Source organism: Ancylobacter mangrovi (genome assembly GCF_024752335.1).
Lineage (GTDB): Bacteria > Pseudomonadota > Alphaproteobacteria > Rhizobiales > Xanthobacteraceae > Ancylobacter > Ancylobacter mangrovi.
This window is the reverse complement of the sequence record NZ_JANTHY010000001.1, coordinates 200,136-214,457: the sequence shown is the minus strand read 5'-3', so window position 1 is coordinate 214,457 and position 14,322 is coordinate 200,136. Positions and strand designations below refer to the sequence as shown.

The following is a 14,322-nucleotide window of genomic DNA, read 5'->3' as shown; positions in this document are numbered from 1 at the left end:
TGACGATGCCCGAAAAGCCCGCGACGGCCCCGACCCGGCCCGCCCTCAAGCTGACCCATGAAGGCGCGCTGGCGATGCTCGCCGCCGCGCTTGCCAAGGCGAACGAGCTCGGCGTGCCGCAGAACATCAACATCGTCGACGAGGGCGGCAACCTCGTCGCCTTCGTGCGCATGGACGGCGCCCGGCTGCTCTCGCGCGAGACCTCGCTCTCCAAGGCGATCACCGCCGCCTCGCACCGCCAGCCGAGCGGGCGCCTCAACCCGGTCGACGCGCCCAACCTCCAGCACGCCGCCGGCCAGCGCCTCACCAACCTCGTCGGCGGCCTGCCGATCATCGTCGACGGCCAGTGCCTCGGCGGCATCGGCGTCGGCTCGGGCACCGGCGAGCAGGATGTCGAGGTCGCCCGGGCGGGGCTCAGGGCCATCGGCGCGCAGGACCAGACGCCATGAAGCTGATCCACGCCCCCACCTCCCCCTTCGTGCGCAAGGTGATGGCCGTCGCGCACGAGACCGGCCTCGCCGACCGGATCGAGATCGCCTTCAACGGCGCGAGCCCGCTGCAGCGCGACCCGGCGCTGGTCGGCCACAATCCTCTGGGCAAGATCCCGGCGCTGATCCTCGACGACGGCTCGACGCTCTACGACAGCCCGGTGATCTGCGAATATCTCGCCGCCACCGCCGGCGATGCGACGATCTTCCCGCCCGCCGGCCCCGCGCGCTGGGCCGCGCTGACCCGGCAGGCGCTCGCCGACGGGCTGCTCGACGCCGCCATCGCCAACCGCTACGAGCGGCTGCTGCGCCCGGAGGACAAGCGCTGGCAGGGCTGGACCGACGCCCAGCTCGCCAAGGTCGCGGGCGCGCTCGACGAGATCGAGAAGCTTGCGCCCGCCCTCTCCGCCGATCTGGACGCGCCGCCCACCATCGGGGCGATCGCGATCGGCTGCGCGCTCGGCTATCTCGACTTCCGCTATGCCGATCTCAATTGGCGGCAGGGCCGGCCGGCCGCCGCCGCATGGTTCGCCGCCTTCGACGAGCGTCCCTCCATGGCCGCCACGCGCCCGCGCGAACACGTCGCCTGACCCCACCAGTACCGGAACCCCTCGCGCATGAGCGTCCGCATTCTCGTCCTCAACGGGCCCAACACCAATCTCTACGGCCTCGACCCCAACGGGCCCTATGGCAACCTCACCATCGAGGACATCGCGGAGCGCTGCCGCGCCCGGGCGGAAAGCCTCGGCGCCAGCCTCGACTTCCGCCAGTCCAACCATGAGGGCGTTCTGATCGACTGGATCCAGGCCGCGCGCACCGAGGCCGACGGGCTCGTCATCAATGCCGGCAGCCTGTCCTACCATTCGATCGGCATCCTCGACGCGCTCTCCGCCGTCGCCCTGCCGGCGGTGCAGGTGCATGTCAGCAACGTGTTCAAGCGCGAGGGCTTCCGCCACCACTCGCCGCTGTCGAGCGTGGTCACGGGCTGCATCATCGGCCTCGGCCCGGAGGGCTACGAGATGGCCGTCGACGCGCTGGTCGCCAAGCTGACCCGCGGCTGACCCGGCGCCGCCGGGCTTCCCGCCTCCCGAGCCACGATCTTGCGCCGCGACGCCGTGGGGGCGGAAAAGCCCGCCGGCGCCGCACCTGCCAGCATGCCACGCGCACACGAATGCGTGCGCCCGCTTGAGATCGTCCCGCGCCCATGCACCCTTTCGGCCGGGACGGCGTCACGCGGCATTCGGCACGCGCGCGTCCCCGGCCGGAACCGCCCCGCGCGGCCGGGCGTTCTGGGCACAGGAGGACCGAGATGACCCATATCCGCTACGAGATCGTCCAGCATAATGGCGGCTGGGCCTACAAGCTCGGCGACGTCTTCTCCGAAACGCACCCCACCCATCAGGGCGCGCTCGACGCCGCGCGCGAGGCGGCGGCGCGCCAGTCGCTCTCGGGCGAGACCCGCCCGATCCTCTACCAGGACAGCGCCGGCCGCTGGCACGAGGAGACCGCGCAGGGCACCGACCGGCCCGAGGCCGAGGTCGAGGACGACGCCTCCGATCCGCTCCCGCCCAGGACCCGCTGACAGGGCCACGACGACCACGGCCGCTCCCGCCGCGCGCCACTGGACGCGCCCGGCCGATCCGCGCCATGCTGCCCGCCCGGCGCGCCCCGCGCACCGGCCCGATGCAGCCGCCCGGCCCGGAAGGTCGACCATGGCCGAACATCGCCCCCAGCCGCCTCAAACTACGCCGCCTCAGCCCGCGCGGCCCGCGAGTACGGTCGCGCTCGCCCATCCCGACCGTGTCTACTGGCCGCGCGAGGGCATCACCAAGCAGGACCTCGCGGACTATTATGCGCGCGTCTGGCCCTTCATCGCCCCCTTCCTCCTCGCCCGCCCGCTGGCGCTGGTGCGCTGCCCGGACGGCATCGAGGGGCCGCGCTTCTTCCAGAAGCACGCCTGGGCCGGCATGCATCGGGCGGTCCATGTGACGCGGGACCGGGACGGCGAGGAGATCCTCTCGATCGACGATGTCGACGGGCTGATGGCGCTGGTGCAGGCCGGCGCGCTGGAGATCCATCCCTGGGGCGCGCCGCTCGCCGACCGCGAGCATCCCGACATGCTGGTGTTCGACCTCGACCCGGGCGAGGACGTCGCCTGGCCGGCGGTGGTCGAGGGTGCCCGCGAGGTTCGCGCGCGGCTGGAGCGGGCCGGCCTGCCGGCCTTCGTGAAGACCTCCGGCGGCAAGGGCTTCCATATCGTAGTCCCACTCGCTCCGGGCGCGGGATGGGAGGCGGCGAAGCGTTTCGCGCACGGCGTGGCCGAGGCGATGGAGGCCGACAGCCCCGGCCGCTACATCGCCGCCGCCGCCAAGGCCCGGCGCGGCGGGCACATCTTCGTCGACTATCTGCGCAATGCGCGCGGCGCCACCGCCATCGTCGCCTATGGCACCCGCGCCCGCCCGGGCGCGCCGGTCGCCATGCCGGTGGCGTGGGAAGAGCTCGACCGGCTCGACGGCGCGGCGCAGTTCATCCTCGCCAACGCCCCCGCCCGCCTCGACGCCATCTCGGCGGGGCCCGCGCGCGACCCCTGGGCCGGCTTCCACGCCGCCGCGGCCGCACTGCCGGAGGGCGCATGAGCGCGGCGAAAGCCGGCAGACGCGGGCGCCGCGAACGGGCAGGATAGGACGACAGGCGGCAAGGAATTTAAGGTGGACATCTTCTCCCCGCGCGACATCGAGCATCTGCTGCGCCTGCTCGTGGCGGCGGCCTGCGGCATGATGATCGGCGTCAACCGCGACCTGCGCGGCAAGCCGACCGGCATGCGCACGCTGGGGCTGGTGTGCATGGGCGCGGCGCTGATCTCCCTCACCGCGATGCGGGTCGACGGCATCGCCGGCCATCCCGACGCCACCAGCCGCGTGGTGCAGGGCATCATCCAGGGGGTGATGACGGGCATCGGCTTCCTCGGCGCCGGCGTGGTGCTGCGCAACCGCCGCCAGCTCGAGGTGCACGGCCTCACCACGGCGGCGACGGTGTGGGTGACCGCCGCGCTCGGCGTCGCCTGCGCGCTCGCGAGCTGGCACCTCATCGTCGGCGCGCTGCTGATCACGCTGCTGCTCCTGGCCGTCCTCCACCCGCTGGAGCGCCGCCTGGAGAACTGGTCCGAGGAAGACGAGCCCGCCCCACCCGCCGGCGAGGGACCGGAGAAGAAGGAGTGAGTGGGGGCGGCAGGGGGCGAGCGGCGCGGAGGGAGCAGTCTGGAGGGTGAAAAGCGTCTGGAAGAAGGGACCGAACGGGGCGTGGTCAGGACGCCGGGCACCTATGTGCCGGCGACGAAATGGGCACCACCGCTCGCGCGACGCGCTGAAGCGGGCCGATCAAGGCGAACCCGACACCCCAACCCGACCTGCCGGTCCGGACCCGCTACCCCTGCCGAAGCGCCCACGGCAAACCCTCGCCACGCAGAACCCTGCGGCGGAACGGTAGACATATGATTTTGGAAAGCTGGAGCGGGCGAAGGGAATCGAACCCTCGTATGCAGCTTGGGAAGCTGCCGTTCTACCATTGAACTACGCCCGCCCGACATGCCGTCAGGCCGGCGCACATTAGGGGGCGGGCGAGGCTACTTCAAGCCCCCGCCGCGCCGATTGGCGCCGTCATCCCGTACCGGATTCCGCGCGCACATCCGGCCCGGACGAGGCCCTCCCGAAACTGTCGTCCGACCCGCTGACAAGTGCCGACTTCGGATACCATCTGGCGGTCTTATCGCGCAGCTTCTCCCCCGCCCCACCTACTCCGCCGGGCCGTGCACGATGCCCGCGGCGATCTCCGCATGCGCGGTGTGATGCACGCGCCCGATCAGCGAGTAGACCGTCGGCACCACGAACAGCGTCAGCAGCGTGCCGAGCGACATGCCGCCGACGATCACCCAGCCGATCTGGGTGCGGCTCTCCGCCCCCGCGCCGGTGGCGAGCGCCAGCGGCACGGCGCCCAGCACCATGGCGCCGGTCGTCATCAGGATCGGGCGCAGCCTCAGCGTCGCCGCCTCGATCACCGCCGCCCGGCGGTCGAGCCCCGCCTCCTGCTGCTGGTTGGCGAACTCGACGATCAGGATGCCGTGCTTGGTGATCAGCCCCACCAGCGTGACGAGGCCGATCTGCGAATAGACGTTGAGCGAGCCGCCGGAGAAGTACAGCGCCGCCAGCGCCCCGGTCATGGAGAGCGGCACGGTGAGCATGATGATCACCGGGTCGCGGAAGCTCTCGAACTGGGCCGAGAGCACCAGATAGATGAAGCCCAGCGCCAGCAGGAACACCAGCACCAGGCTCTGCCCGGCGGCGCGGAACTCGCGGCTCTGGCCGGAAACGTCGGTCTGCACCGTGCGCGGCAGCACCTCGCGCGCGGTGCGGTCGAGATAGGCCAGCGCCTCGCCCTGCGAGAAGCCGGGCGCGAGGTTGGCCGAGATGGTCGCCGAGCGCAGCTGGTTGAAGCGCTTGAGCTCCTGCGGGGCCACCGTCTCGCGCACGCTGACGAGGTTGGAGAGCTGCACCATCTCCCCGCTCGACGAGCGCAGGAAGATGGTGTCGAGCGTCGCCGGCGAGGCGCGGTCGCTGGCGTCGAGCTGCACATAGACGTCGTATTGCTCGCCGCCGACCTCGAACCGCGTCACCTGCCGCCCGCCGAGCAGGCTCTCCAGCGTGCGCCCGAGCACCGAGACGTCGATGCCCAGATCCGCCGCCTTGGCGCGGTCGATGGTGAGGGAAATCTCCGGCTTGTTGAGCTTGAGGTCGCTCTGGATGCTGGCGAGGCCGGGATAGTCCTCGATCCGGTCGAGGAAGCGGTCGACATATTCGTCGAGCTCCTCATAGGTGCCCGAGGTCTGCAGCACGAACTCGATCGGGCGCGAATTGTTGGAGACGCCGAGCGAGGCCGGGTTGTTGGCATAGGCGCTGACCCCGGCGATGTGGCGCAACTTCGGGGCGGTATCGGCGACGATCTCCTGCTGGCGCCGGTCGCGCTCGGACCAGTCCTTCAGGCGGCCGATGATCAGGAAGCGGTGCACCTCGGGCAGGCCGTTGATGATCAGCACGCTGTCCATCTCCGGAATCTTGTCGAGGATGCCCTCCACCTGGTTGGTGTAGCGGGTGGTATAGGCGAGGGTCGAGCCCTCCGGCCCGCTGCCGTTCACGCGCACCACGCCGCGGTCCTCCACCGGCGAGAGCTCGGAGGGCAGCGCGTAGATCAGGATGCCGCTGGCGCTCGCCACCAGCACCGCCACCAGCAGCACCAGCGGGCGCACCTTCAGCGTCAGGCCGAGCAGGCGGCGGTAGCCGTTCTCGAGCCCGGTGAGCCCGCGCTCGATGAAGGCGGAGAGCCGGCCGGGCTTGGCCTCGTGCTTCAGCAGGCGCGAGCACATCATCGGCGTCAGCGACAGGGCGACGAAGCCGGAGATCAGCACCGCGCCGGCGAGCGTCAGCGCGAATTCGAGGAACAGCCGCCCGGTGCGGCCGGGCGCGAAGGCGACGGGGGCGTAGACCGCGGCGAGCGTCAGCGTCATCGCCACCACCGCGAAGCCGATCTCCCGCGCGCCCTTGATGGCGGCGGGGATCGGCTTCATGCCGTGCTCGATGTGGCGGAAGATGTTCTCCAGCACCACGATCGCGTCGTCGACCACCAGGCCGATGGCGAGCACCAGTGCCAGCAGCGTCAGCGTGTTCACGCTGAAGCCGAGCGCGTACATGATGGCGAAGGTGGTGATCAGCGAGATCGGGATGGTGACGATCGGGATCATCGAGGCGCGGAAGGAGCGCAGGAACACCACGATCACCAGCACCACCAGCACCACCGCCTCGAGGATGGTGTGGAAGACGGATTCGATCGAGCGGTCGATGAACACGGCGTTGTCGTTGCCGATGGCGGCGGTCATGCCGTCCGGCAGGCTCTCATTGACCGCGGGGAGCACGGCGCGCACCCCGGTCGAGACGTCGAGCGGGTTGGCGACCGCCTGCTTGATGATGCCGAGGATCACCGCCTGCCCGCCGTTGAAGCGGCTGGAGCGGCGCTCGTCGGCGGCGCCGAGCTCGACCTTCGCCACCTCGTCGAGCCGCACCTGCGCCCCGTCGACGCTCTTGACCACGATGTCGTTGAACTGGTCGACGGTCGCCAGAGCGGTGCGCGAGAGCACGGTGAACTCGCGGTCGGCGCTCTCGATGCGGCCCGAGGGGATCTCAACGTTCTGCGCCCTGAGCGCGTCCTCGATGTCCTGAACGGTGAGCTTGTAGGCGGCGAGGCGCTCGCGGTCGATCCAGATCCGCATCGCGTAGCGCCGCTCGCCATAGATCTGCACGTCGGCGACGCCGGTCAGGTTCTTGAAGCGGTCGACCACGTAGCGGTCGATGTAGTCGGTCAGCTCCAGCGCGTTCATGCGGTCGGAGCTGAAGACGATGAACATCACCGGCTGGGCGTCGGCCTCGACCTTGGAGATCACCGGCTCGTCGATCTCGTCGGGCAGGCGCTTGCGCACCCGGCTCACGCGGTCACGCACGTCGCTGGCGGCGACGTCGGGATCGACATTGGAGCGGAAGCGCACGGTGATGCGGCTCGATTCGGAGCGGCTGGTCGATTCCAGCACGTCGATGCCCTCGATGCCGGCGATCGAGCCTTCCAGCACCTGGGTCACCTGGCTCTCGACGATGCTCGCCGAGGCGCCGGAATAGGTGGTCACCACCGAGACCACCGGCTCGTCGATATTGGGATATTCGCGCACGGTGAGGCGCGTGTAGGAGACGATGCCGATCAGCACCATGAGCAGGCTGAGCACCGTGGCGAAGACCGGACGGCGGATGCAGATCTCGGAGAGCCCCATGGTCGCGGCTCAGCTCTGCGGGTCCGGGGGCGTGCTCACCACGTCGACGGGGGCGTTCGCCCGCAGCCGGGCCTGGCCGGCGGTGACCACCGTGGCGCCGGGATCGATGCCGCTCGCCACCTCGACCTCGCCGGCGCGGCGCTCGCCGAGCGTCACCTTGCGCTCGACCGCCTTGCCGTCGTCTACCGTCCACACCAGCCGCTCCTGGCCGCGCGGCACGATCGCGCTCTCGGGCACGAAGATCGCGGTGCGGGTGTCGCGGCCCTTCAGCAGCACCCGCACGAACAGGCCGGGGCGCAGCACGAGGCCGGGATTGGGCAGCCGGGCGCGGACGCTGAGCGCGCGCCCGTTGACGTCGATCAGCGGGTCGATGGCGTAGACCTCGCCGGAGAAGGTCTCGCCCGGCATGGCGTCGACGGCGATCTCCACCTGCTGTCCCACCGCGACGCTGCGCAGGTATATCTCGGGGATCTTGAAGTCGACCTTGAGCACGTCGATCTTCTCGAGGTTCACCAGTTCGGTACCGGCGGTGATGTAGGCGCCGACCGAGACCGAGCGCAGGCCGACCACGCCGTCGAACGGGGCGGTGATGGTGTGCTTGGCGATCTGCACCCGCTGCGAATCCAGCAGCGCGTTGGCGGTGTTGAGTTCGGCGCGGGCCTCGTCGAGCGCGCGCGCGGTGCCCGAGCCGCTCTTCTGCAGCTTCTGGGCGCGGTCGTAATTGGCGTTGGCGAGCTCGAGCCGGGCCTCGGTCTCCTCGATCGAGGCCTTCACCAGCGCCGCGTCGAGCTGCACCAGCACGTCGCCCGCCTTCACGTGCTGGCCCTCGCGGAAGGCGATCTGCTCGATCCGCCCGTCGAGCTCGGAGGCCACCTTCACCGATTCGTCCGACTGCAGGCTGCCGATGGAGCGTATGTCGGTGGTCACCTGCGAGGAGCGCGCGGGGGCCACCTCGACCGGCACCCGCCGGCTGGCGCCGCCGCCGGGCTCGGGCGCGGCGCGGGCCTCACCCTCAATCGCCGCCAGCCCCTCCTTCAGCCCCGCATCGAGCCAGCCCTTCTGCTGCGCGAGGACCCCCGCGCCAGCGAGAATGGCCAAACCCAGCACGATGCCGGTCCTGCGTCGCATGAAGGGTCCTCGCCAAGCTGCGCCCGAAGCATGGGATATCCATGTTGCGACACAGCAGAAGACGCCGGAAATTCCAATTTAATTATCCGTCATAATTGACCTTCCGGCATCACAAATCGGCAAGGCGTGGCGCGCCGGCCACCATCGACCGCGCGCGGGCCGCAAAACGGCGCCGTTCAGCCGTTCTTCACCATGACGTGACGCACCACCGTGTAGTCCTCCAGCGCATAGGCGGAGAGGTCCTTGCCGTAGCCGGACTGCTTGAGCCCGCCATGAGGCATCTCGCTCACCAGCATGAAATGGCAGTTCACCCAGGTGCAGCCATATTGCAGGCGCGAAGCGGTCGCCATGCCCTTGCCGACGTCCCGGGTCCACACCGAGGAGGCGAGCCCGTAGTCGCTGTCGTTGGCCCAGCCCACCGCCTCGTCGACATCGTTGAAGCGCGTCACCGAGACCACCGGCCCGAACACCTCGCGCCGCACGATCTCGTCCGACTGCAACGCCCCGGCGACCACGGTCGGCTGGTAGAAAAAGCCCTTGCCGGAGACCGGGCTGCCGGCCGCCTTGCCGCCGGTCGCGATCTCGATGTGGTTGAGCTCGGCCGCCCGCTCGACGAAGGAGGCGACCCGCGCGCGCTGGCGCGCCGAGATCAGCGGGCCGATGTCGTTGAGCGAATCGTCCGCCTCGCCGAACTTCAGCCCCGACACGGCGGAGGCCAGGTCCGCCACCAGCTTCTCGTAGACCTTGCCGCCGGCATAGATGCGGCAGGCGGCGGTGCAGTCCTGGCCGGCATTGTAGTAGCCGAAGATCTTCACCCCCTCGACCACCGCCTCGATGTCGGCGTCGTCGAACACGATCACCGGCGCCTTGCCGCCGAGCTCGAGATGGGTGCGCTTCACCGTCTTCGCGGCGGCGGTCAGCACCTTCTTGCCGGTGGCGATGTCGCCGGTCAGCGAGATCATCGCCACCTTCGGATGGTTGATCAGCGCATTGCCCACGCTCTCACCGCGCCCCACTACCACGTTCACCACCCCCTCGGGGAAGATGTCGGCGATCAGCCTGGCCAGCTTCAGCATGGTGAGCGGGGTCTGCTCGGAAGGCTTGATGACCACCGTGTTGCCGCCAGCCAGCGCCGGGGCGAGCTTCCACGCCGCCATCATCAGCGGGTAGTTCCACGGCGCGATGGAGGCGACGACGCCGATCGGGTCGCGCCGTATCATCGAGGTGTGGCCGGCCAGGTACTCGCCCGCCACCATGCCGTGCTGGGTGCGCGCCGCCCCGGCGAAGAAGCGGAAGCAGTCGACCACGCCGGGCAGTTCGTCGTTCAGCACCGCATGGCGCGGCTTGCCGCAGTTCAGCGCCTCCAGAGTCGCGAACGCCTCCGCCTCCTGCTCGATCCGGTCGGCGAGCTTGAGCAGCAGGGTGGAGCGCTCGGCCGGGGTGGTGCGCGACCAGCCCGCGAACGCCTTCTCGGCCGCGTTCACCGCCGCCTCGATCTGGTCGGGCGAAGCCTCGGGCAGCTCGATCAGCGTTTCCTCGGTCCTCGGGTTCAGCACCGTCTCGGCGGTCTCCGTGCCGGCGACGAAGTCGGAGCCGATGAGCATCTGCGTATCGGAAAGCGCGGTCATGGAGGCGTCTCCTATTTGCCTGAGCCGGCCACCGCCTCACCCTCGCGGGTCAGGTAATAGGCGGCGAGGATGGGCAGGAAGGTCACGAGGATGATCATCACCGCGACCACGTTGGTCACCGGTCGCTGGCGCGGGCGGATCAGCTCGGACAGCATCCAGATCGGCAGCGTCGACTGCTGCCCGGCGGTGAAGGTGGTCACGATCACCTCGTCGAATGAGAGCGCGAAGGCCAGCATGCCGCCGGCCAGCAGCGCGGTGCCGATGTTCGGCAGCACGACGAGGCGGAAGGTCTGGAAGGCGTCGGCGCCGAGGTCCATCGAGGCCTCGATCAGCGAGGGCGAGAGCCGGCGCAGCCGCGCCACCGCGTTGTTGTAGACGACGACGATGCAGAAGGTGGCGTGGCCGATGACGATGGTCCAGAACGAGAACGGGATGTCCATCAGTCCGAACGCCTGGCGCAGCGCGATGCCGGTGACGATGCCCGGCAGCGCGATCGGCAGCACCAGCAGCAGCGAGATTGGCTCGCGCCCGAAGAACGTCGCCCGCGCCAGCGCCCCGGCCGCAAGCGTGCCGAGCACCAGCGCCAGCGCCGTCGCCGCTACCGCGACCTTGAGCGAGAGCCCGATCGCCGCCCAGATGTCGGCGCGGTCCCACACCACGGCGAACCATTTCAGCGTGTAGCCGGGCGGGGGAAAGGCGTAGCTGCGCTCTTCCGTGGTGAAGCAGTAGAGCAGGATGAAGATCAGCGGCACGTGCAGGAAGGCGAGCCCGCCCAATGCCGCGGCCTTGAGGGCGAGCGAGGCGCGGGTCATTGCGCGGCGCTCCTCATTGCCAACGGGCGAGGATCACAGCGCATCGAACGCCCCCGTGCGCCGGGCGATGGTGAGGAACAGCGCCATGACGAGGATCGGCACCAGCGAGAAGGCGGCGGCGAGCGGGATGTTCCCGGCCGTGCCCTGCAGCGTGTAGACCGCCTGCCCCAGCACCAGCGCCGAGGTGCCGATGATCTGCGGCACGATGTAGTCGCCCAGCGTCAGCGAGAAGGTGAAGATCGCCCCCGCCACCACGCCGGGCATGGCGAGCGGCAGGATCACGGTGCGGAACACCAGCCCCGGCGAGGCGCCGAGGTCCCCCGCCGCCTCGATCAGGTGCGGGGGCACCCGCTCCAGCGCCGCCTGGATCGGCAGGATCATGAAGGGCAGCCACAGATAGGTGAAGGTCAGCACCATGCCGGTATAGCTGACCGAGAGCGAGGGGCCGCCGACCACCGGCAGCGCCAGCCAGGCGTCGAGCGCGCCTCCGAGCCCGAGCCGGCCGGCGAACCAGCCGATCGCGCCCTCCTTGGCGAGCAGCAGCTTCCAGCCATAGACCTTGACGAGATAGCTCGACCACAGCGGCATCATTACCGCGAGGTAGAATCCCGCCTTCACCTTCGGTCCGGCATAGCGCGCGGCGTAATAGGCGATGGGAAAGGCCAGCAGCGCGCACAGCCCCGTCACCGCGGCGGCCACCAGAACGGTGCGCCGGACGATGTCGAAATTGGCGGGCCGAAACAGCTCGATCAGCGTCGCCGTGGTCGGCTCGCGCACGATCATCCCGGAGAACGGGTCAATCGAGAAGATCGACTGGGCGAGAAACACGAACAGGCTGCCGAGATAGATCAGCCCCAGCCACAGCAGCGGCGGGGTCAGCAGCAGCAGGGTGAGCAGCCGGCCGTGGCGTGTCAGCGCGTCGGAAAGGCGCCGGCCGATCCCCTCGCGCGGCGCGGGCAGGTCGAAGCCGGCGGGGCTCATGGCTCCAGAACTCATGGCTCCGGGGCCCGTGGCTCCAAAGCTCATGGCTCGCCCTCCATCGGCTGCAGCGCACCCGCCGGCACGGCGAGCCGCACCGCCTGCCCGGGCTCGACCGTGCCCGCCCCGGCCGGCACCGCGACGACGAGGGCGAGCCCGCGCGCGCCGCGCACCGCCACCCGGCGCACCGGGCCCTGATAGGAGACGTCGGTGACGCTCGCCTCGACCACGCCCGTGCCCTCGGGCGCCGGCGCGCCGGGGGCGAGCAGCACGATCTTCTCCGGCCGCAGGCTCGAGACCCGCGCCGCCCCGCCCAGTGCCGCCGCCTCTGCCGGCTCCAGCACGTTGGCCGAGCCGACGAAGCCGGCGACGAAGCGGGTCGCCGGGCGCTCATAGACCGCCTCGGGCGGGCCGACCTGCACGATCCGCCCCTCGTTGAACACCGCCACCCGGTCGGCCATGGAGAGCGCCTCGCCCTGGTCGTGGGTGACGAACACGAAGGTGAGGCCGAGCGCGCGCTGCAGCCCCTTCAGTTCGCTCTGCATCTCCTCGCGCAGCTTGAGGTCGAGCGCGCCGAGCGGCTCGTCGAGCAGCAGCACCTTGGGCCGCACCACCAGCGCGCGAGCAAGCGCGACCCGCTGGCGCTGGCCGCCGGAGAGCTGCGCCGGCCGGCGCGTCTCCATGCCCGCCAGCTTGACGAGGGCCAGCGCCTCGCGCGCCAGCCGCGCCCTCTCGGCGCGGGCGACCCCGCGCACGCGCAGGCCATAGGCGACGTTGTCGCCGACCGAGAGGTGCGGGAAGAGCGCATAGTCCTGGAACACGGTGTTGACCGCCCGCCGGTAGGGCGGCAGGCCTTCCACCGTCTCGCCGAAGATCTCGATATGGCCGGCATCGGGCTGCTCGAATCCGGCGATCAGCCTCAGGCAGGTCGTCTTGCCCGAGCCGGAAGGGCCGAGCATGGCGAAGAACTCGCCCGGCGCAATCGACAGGTCCACCCCGTCCACCGCCCGGATCGCCCCGAAATGGCGCGCCACGCCCTGGAAGCGGACGGCCGGTGTGGCGGGGACGGTGTCGAGCGTGGCGTGCATGGGCAGGACGGCTTTCTGCGGGCGGCGGGCCGCGCTGCGGGCGGCGCCCAACCGGACGGCCCTCGCAACGCGGCGCCGGACGGGGTGGCGCGCGGATATCTTCCGGCGGGACGGGCGGCGGCGCGGCCGCCCGTCAGGTGGGGGCCGGCCTCAGCGCCCGCCCAGCACGGCGATGTAGTCCGACACCCAGCGGTAATAGGGCACGCAGCCCGCCTCCTGGGTCGGGCACTTCGCCACCGGCGTGCGCCAGAAGTGGATCTTCTCGAAATCGTCCATGCCGTTGGTCTTGCACCCCTCGGCGCCGAGCAGCTCGTTGTCCTTGCAGGCGGCGGGGACCGAGGGGACGGAGCCGAACCAGGAGGCGAGGTCGCCCTGCACCTTGGGATCGAGCGAGTGCTGCATCCACTTATAGGCGCAGTTCGGGTGCGGGGCGTCGACATGCATCATGGTGGTGTCGGCCCACCCCGTCGCGCCCTCCTCGGGAATGGTGGAGGCGACGGGCTGCTTCTGGCTGATCAGCAGGTTCACCTGGAACGGCCAGGAGGAGGAGGCGACGACGCCCTCATTGGTGAAGTCGTCGACCTGGATCATCGCGTCGTGCCAGTAGCGCTGCACGATCTTGCGCTGCCCGCGCAGCAGGTCGAGCGCCGCCTTGTACTGCTCCTCGTTGAGCTCGTACGGGTCCTTGATGCCGAGCTCGGGCTTGTGCGCCATCAGGTAGAGCGCGGCGTCGGCGATGTAGATCGGCCCGTCGAAGGCCTGCACCCGGCCCTTGTTGGACTTGCCGTCCGGCAGGGTCTGCTCCTCGAACACCACGCTCCAGCTCTTGGGCGTCGCGCCCTTGAAGGCCTCTGTATTGTACATCAGCACGTTGGAGCCCCACTGGTAGGGCACGCCGTAATGCACCCCGTCCACCGTGTGCCAGGGCGCGTTCTGCAGGCGCTCGTCGACGCTGGACCAGCTCGGGATCAGCTTGGTGTTGATCGGCGCCACCCGCTTGCCGGCGATGAGGCGCAGCGAGGCGTCGCCGCTCGCGGTCACGAGGTCGAAGCCGCCCTCGTTCATCAGCGCCACCATCTCGTCCGAAGTGCCGGCGGTCTTCACATTGACCTTGCAGCCGGTGTCCTTCTCGAAGCTGGAGACCCAGTCATAGGCCTTGTCGGTCTCGCCGCGCTCGATGTAGCCGGGCCAGGCGACGATATCGACCTGCCCCTCGCCCTTGCCGAGCTCGGTCATCTCGGCGGCGAGGACGGGCTGGACGATGAGCGAGGCGCAGGCGGCGAGCGCCGGCAGGTGCAGATAACGGGTGACACGCGACGTCGGCATGATCGGATT

At 70.2% G+C, this 14,322-nt stretch carries 13 protein-coding genes and 1 tRNA gene; 6 read left to right on the top strand and 8 right to left on the bottom strand.

From position 1 onward, the window contains the following. Positions 1 to 5 precede the first annotated feature (5 nt). The 6 genes from NVS83_RS00925 to NVS83_RS00900 all read left to right on the top strand — a co-directional run bounded on the left by NVS83_RS00925 (position 6) and on the right by NVS83_RS00900 (position 3,706). Complete coding sequence (locus NVS83_RS00925; RefSeq protein ID WP_258737647.1) at positions 6 to 449, top strand: GlcG/HbpS family heme-binding protein; 444 nt, start codon at positions 6 to 8, stop codon at positions 447 to 449. After that, positions 446 to 1,078 carry a glutathione S-transferase gene (locus NVS83_RS00920; RefSeq protein WP_258737646.1) on the top strand — a complete coding sequence of 211 codons (633 nt, stop codon included), beginning with the start codon at positions 446 to 448 and terminating at the stop codon, positions 1,076 to 1,078. The genes NVS83_RS00925 and NVS83_RS00920 overlap by 4 nt, the downstream gene beginning before the upstream one ends. 27 nt (positions 1,079 to 1,105) lie before the next feature. Then, complete coding sequence (locus NVS83_RS00915; protein ID WP_258737645.1) at positions 1,106 to 1,549, top strand: type II 3-dehydroquinate dehydratase; 444 nt, start codon at positions 1,106 to 1,108, stop codon at positions 1,547 to 1,549. Positions 1,550 to 1,797: 248 nt separating this feature from the next. Continuing rightward, positions 1,798 to 2,070, top strand: a complete 273-nt coding sequence (locus tag NVS83_RS00910; protein WP_258737644.1) for a DUF2188 domain-containing protein — start codon at positions 1,798 to 1,800, stop codon at positions 2,068 to 2,070. A gap of 130 nt (positions 2,071 to 2,200) precedes the next feature. Continuing rightward, complete coding sequence (gene ligD / locus NVS83_RS00905; RefSeq protein WP_258737643.1) at positions 2,201 to 3,124, top strand: non-homologous end-joining DNA ligase; 924 nt, start codon at positions 2,201 to 2,203, stop codon at positions 3,122 to 3,124. Between the two features lie 72 nt (positions 3,125 to 3,196). Then, positions 3,197 to 3,706 (top strand): MgtC/SapB family protein, encoded by a 510-nt coding sequence (locus NVS83_RS00900; protein ID WP_258737642.1) that lies wholly within the window; start codon positions 3,197 to 3,199, stop codon positions 3,704 to 3,706. A 287-nt stretch (positions 3,707 to 3,993) separates the two neighbouring features. Here the strand turns inward: NVS83_RS00900 and NVS83_RS00895 are convergent. The 8 genes from NVS83_RS00895 to NVS83_RS00860 all read right to left on the bottom strand — a co-directional run bounded on the left by NVS83_RS00895 (position 3,994) and on the right by NVS83_RS00860 (position 14,313). Then, a tRNA-Gly gene (locus NVS83_RS00895) sits at positions 3,994 to 4,067 on the bottom strand. A gap of 211 nt (positions 4,068 to 4,278) precedes the next feature. Further along, on the bottom strand, positions 4,279 to 7,353 hold the full coding sequence (locus NVS83_RS00890) for an efflux RND transporter permease subunit (protein WP_258737641.1): 3,075 nt from the start codon (positions 7,351 to 7,353) through the stop codon (positions 4,279 to 4,281). A gap of 9 nt (positions 7,354 to 7,362) precedes the next feature. Further along, positions 7,363 to 8,481 (bottom strand): efflux RND transporter periplasmic adaptor subunit, encoded by a 1,119-nt coding sequence (locus NVS83_RS00885; RefSeq protein ID WP_258737640.1) that lies wholly within the window; start codon positions 8,479 to 8,481, stop codon positions 7,363 to 7,365. Between the two features lie 176 nt (positions 8,482 to 8,657). Beyond that, positions 8,658 to 10,109, bottom strand: a complete 1,452-nt coding sequence (locus tag NVS83_RS00880) for a gamma-aminobutyraldehyde dehydrogenase (RefSeq protein ID WP_258737639.1) — start codon at positions 10,107 to 10,109, stop codon at positions 8,658 to 8,660. Positions 10,110 to 10,120: 11 nt separating this feature from the next. After that, entirely contained in the window at positions 10,121 to 10,921 is an 801-nt protein-coding gene (locus NVS83_RS00875) for an ABC transporter permease (RefSeq protein ID WP_258737638.1), read from the bottom strand. A 33-nt stretch (positions 10,922 to 10,954) separates the two neighbouring features. Next, positions 10,955 to 11,902, bottom strand: coding sequence for an ABC transporter permease (locus NVS83_RS00870; protein ID WP_258737637.1), 948 nt, complete (start codon positions 11,900 to 11,902; stop codon positions 10,955 to 10,957). A 41-nt stretch (positions 11,903 to 11,943) separates the two neighbouring features. After that, on the bottom strand, positions 11,944 to 12,987 hold the full coding sequence (locus tag NVS83_RS00865) for an ABC transporter ATP-binding protein (protein WP_258737636.1): 1,044 nt from the start codon (positions 12,985 to 12,987) through the stop codon (positions 11,944 to 11,946). A 150-nt stretch (positions 12,988 to 13,137) separates the two neighbouring features. Continuing rightward, complete coding sequence (locus NVS83_RS00860) at positions 13,138 to 14,313, bottom strand: ABC transporter substrate-binding protein (protein ID WP_309486162.1); 1,176 nt, start codon at positions 14,311 to 14,313, stop codon at positions 13,138 to 13,140. Between the last annotated feature and the right edge of the window lie 9 nt (positions 14,314 to 14,322).